Origin of the sequence: Christiangramia oceanisediminis (genome assembly GCF_022570735.2) — a bacterium.
Classification (GTDB): domain Bacteria; phylum Bacteroidota; class Bacteroidia; order Flavobacteriales; family Flavobacteriaceae; genus Christiangramia; species Christiangramia oceanisediminis.
Window position 1 is genome coordinate 1 of the sequence record NZ_JANCNS010000004.1, and the last position, 4,156, is coordinate 4,156.

Annotated in this window: 2 tRNA genes and 2 rRNA genes; all 4 read left to right on the top strand. The window is 47.3% G+C overall.

Annotation, left to right across the window (positions count from 1 at the left end):
* Window positions 1-329 precede the first annotated feature (329 nt).
* Window positions 330-1,859 (top strand): 16S ribosomal RNA (locus MKO06_RS17070).
* A gap of 184 nt (window positions 1,860-2,043) precedes the next feature.
* A tRNA-Ile gene (locus tag MKO06_RS17075) sits at window positions 2,044-2,117 on the top strand.
* 182 nt (window positions 2,118-2,299) lie between these two features.
* A tRNA-Ala gene (locus tag MKO06_RS17080) sits at window positions 2,300-2,376 on the top strand.
* Between the two features lie 210 nt (window positions 2,377-2,586).
* Window positions 2,587-4,156, top strand: a 23S ribosomal RNA gene (locus MKO06_RS17085); the annotation flags it as partial.

A 4,156-nucleotide genomic window follows, 5' to 3' on the forward strand; every position in this document is an offset into this window, starting at 1 on the left:
AAAAAGAAATCAAAAATTTTTCAAAAAAAGTTTTGGTGGATAAAGAAAAAGGGTTGTATATTTGCACCCGCTTTGCGAGCGAGCAGCCGTTCACATTTCCAGATTGAAAGTTACCAAGAAACAGCCGGTTGGGGCGATATAGAGAGGTTCGATTCCTCGTGTTTTCACAAGATGAGATCAGTAAAATGATCGAAGTTCATTGATATATTGAATTGACAGGGATTATATTTTTTTAAATAGAGATATGATCCAGTGTATAAGAATTAAGACTAAAAGAACGTCAAAACCTGAGCAATTTCTTTAGTAGTTGTTAAGTAATATAAGATTTAACGATGAAGAGTTTGATCCTGGCTCAGGATGAACGCTAGCGGCAGGCCTAACACATGCAAGTCGAACGGTAACAGGGAAGAGCTTGCTCTTTCGCTGACGAGTGGCGCACGGGTGCGTAACGCGTATACAACCTACCTTCAAGCGGGGGATAGCCCATGGAAACGTGGATTAATACCCCATGGTATATAGACTTCACCTGGAGACTATATTAAACATTTATGGCTTGAAGATGGGTATGCGTCCTATTAGCTAGATGGAGTGGTAACGGCACCCCATGGCAACGATAGGTAGGGGTCCTGAGAGGGAGATCCCCCACACTGGTACTGAGACACGGACCAGACTCCTACGGGAGGCAGCAGTGAGGAATATTGGACAATGGAGGCAACTCTGATCCAGCCATGCCGCGTGCAGGAAGACTGCCCTATGGGTTGTAAACTGCTTTTATACAGGAAGAAACCTCCCCACGTGTGGGGAGCTGACGGTACTGTATGAATAAGGATCGGCTAACTCCGTGCCAGCAGCCGCGGTAATACGGAGGATCCAAGCGTTATCCGGAATCATTGGGTTTAAAGGGTCCGTAGGCGGGTCTATAAGTCAGTGGTGAAAGTCTGTCGCTCAACGATAGAATTGCCATTGATACTGTAGATCTTGAATTATTATGAAGTGGTTGGAATGAGTAGTGTAGCGGTGAAATGCATAGATATTACTCAGAACACCTATTGCGAAGGCAGATCACTAATACTATATTGACGCTGATGGACGAAAGCGTAGGTAGCGAACAGGATTAGATACCCTGGTAGTCTACGCCGTAAACGATGGTCACTAGCTGTCCGGCCTAATTGAGGGCTGGGTGGCCAAGCGAAAGTGATAAGTGACCCACCTGGGGAGTACGTTCGCAAGAATGAAACTCAAAGGAATTGACGGGGGCCCGCACAAGCGGTGGAGCATGTGGTTTAATTCGATGATACGCGAGGAACCTTACCAGGGCTTAAATGCAGTCTGACAGGAGTGGAAACACTCCCTTCTTCGGACAGATTGCAAGGTGCTGCATGGTTGTCGTCAGCTCGTGCCGTGAGGTGTCAGGTTAAGTCCTATAACGAGCGCAACCCCTGTGGTTAGTTGCCAGCGAGTAATGTCGGGAACTCTAGCCAGACTGCCGGTGCAAACCGCGAGGAAGGTGGGGATGACGTCAAATCATCACGGCCCTTACGTCCTGGGCCACACACGTGCTACAATGGTAGGGACAGAGGGCAGCTACCCCGCGAGGGGATGCGAATCTTCAAACCCTATCACAGTTCGGATCGCAGTCTGCAACTCGACTGCGTGAAGCTGGAATCGCTAGTAATCGCACATCAGCCATGGTGCGGTGAATACGTTCCCGGGCCTTGTACACACCGCCCGTCAAGCCATGGAAGCCGGGGGTACCTGAAGTCGGTCACCGCAAGGAGCCGCCTAGGGTAAGACTGGTAACTGGGGCTAAGTCGTAACAAGGTAGCCGTACCGGAAGGTGCGGCTGGAACACCTCCTTTCTAGAGCAATGCATCTTTATGATGCTAGCGCAATTACTAGTAAAATGGTTGTTCAGCAAAGACCTCTTTGGTCTTGATTCTTATCGTCAATTCGATTTTTATGTGAGATGTATGCTGTAGACTGTATACTGTAGGGTGAGAGCCTTATACATTATACCTTATGCCTTATACATTTAACAAGGACAGTCTCATAGCTCAGCTGGTTAGAGCGCTACACTGATAATGTAGAGGTCGGCAGTTCGAGTCTGCCTGAGACTACGACCGCGCAAAGCGCGAGTTTAAAGTTGAAGGTTTAAAAGTTTAAAGTTAAACTTGAGACACAGAAGTTCATTTGAAATAAAGGAAATTTTAGAAGTTGGGTAACCCAGTTTGCAGTAAGCAGGAGCAGTTGGCAGTAATAAAGACTGCGTACTGAATACTGGTAACTGCCAACTGAAAATGGGGGATTAGCTCAGCTGGCTAGAGCGCCTGCCTTGCACGCAGGAGGTCATCGGTTCGACTCCGATATTCTCCACCAGGTTTAGATGTTAGAGGCTAGACTTGAGATGTTAGATTATCTAATATCTCATATCTAAAATCTCAAATCTAGACAGAACGTTCATTGACATATTGAAGAAACAAAGAATACGAGAGACGCTAATAGATAGAAATATTTATAAGTAAAAAATACATTAATTAATAGTGATCGTAATTTATATTATGGTCACGCGAGCATTAAGCAAAACGCATACAAGCTAGATAAGGGCGTATGGGGGATGCCTAGGCTCTCAGAGGCGAAGAAGGACGTGATAAGCTGCGAAAAGTCGTGGGGAGTGGCACATACACATTGATCCGCGAATATCCGAATGGGGCAACCCAATACGTTGAAGACGTATTACTCCGCAAGGAGGGCGAACCCGGAGAACTGAAACATCTAAGTACCCGGAGGAAGAGAAAACAACAGTGATTGCGCTAGTAGTGGCGAGCGAACGCGCATTAGCCCAAACCAATGAGTTTACGGACTTATTGGGGTTGTAGGACTGCAATGTGGATTATAGAATGAACTAGAATCATCTGGAAAGATGAGCCATAGACGGTGACAGCCCGGTATAGGAAAGTTTATATGATCCTAGCAGGATCCTGAGTAGTGCGGGGCACGTGAAACCCTGTATGAATCTGGCGGGACCATCCGCCAAGGCTAAATACTCCTGAGAGACCGATAGTGAACCAGTACCGTGAGGGAAAGGTGAAAAGAACCCTGAACAAGGGAGTGAAATAGAACCTGAAACCATACGCTTACAAGCGGTCGGAGTCCGTCTTTGACGGATGACGGCGTGCCTTTTGCATAATGAGCCTACGAGTTACCGTTTCCAGCAAGGTTAAGCACTTCAGGTGTGGAGCCGTAGCGAAAGCGAGTCTGAATAGGGCGCTATAGTTGGTAGTGGTAGACGCGAAACCGTGTGATCTATCCTTGGGCAGGTTGAAGCTGTGGTAACACATAGTGGAGGACCGAACCCGTTGACGTTGAAAAGTCTTGGGATGACCTGAGGATAGGGGTGAAAGGCCAATCAAACTCGGAAATAGCTCGTACTCCCCGAAATGCATTTAGGTGCAGCGATATAGATAGTTTTATAGAGGTAGAGCTACTGATTGGATGCGGGGGCTTCACCGCCTACCAATTCCTGACAAACTCCGAATGCTATAAAATGGTTCATATCAGTGAGGGCATGGGTGCTAAGGTCCATGTCCGAGAGGGAAAGAACCCAGACCATCAGCTAAGGTCCCCAAATGTATGTTAAGTTGAATAAACGCGGTTGGACTGCCCAGACAGCTAGGATGTTGGCTTGGAAGCAGCCATTCATTTAAAGAGTGCGTAACAGCTCACTAGTCGAGCGGTCCGGCATGGATAATAATCGGGCATAAACATACTACCGAAGCTATGGACTATAGTTTACTATAGTGGTAGGGGAGCATTGTAACAAAGACGAAGGTGTACTGCGAGGTATGCTGGATTGGTTACAAAAGAAAATGTAGGCATAAGTAACGATAATGCAGGCGAGAAACCTGCACACCGAAAGACTAAGGTTTCCCCAGCTATGCTAATCAGCTGGGGGTTAGTCGGGACCTAAGGCGAACCCGAAGGGGGTAGTCGATGGACAAGCAGTTAATATTCTGCTACTTGCCCCACGTTAAAGCGGACGGAGGCGTAAAGTTGGTGCGTACTGACGGAATAGTACGTTGAAGGGAGTGGTAACACCCCGATAGTACACAAAAGCTACGGCCGGCGTGATAATCCAGCGGAGCGACTTCCAAGAAAA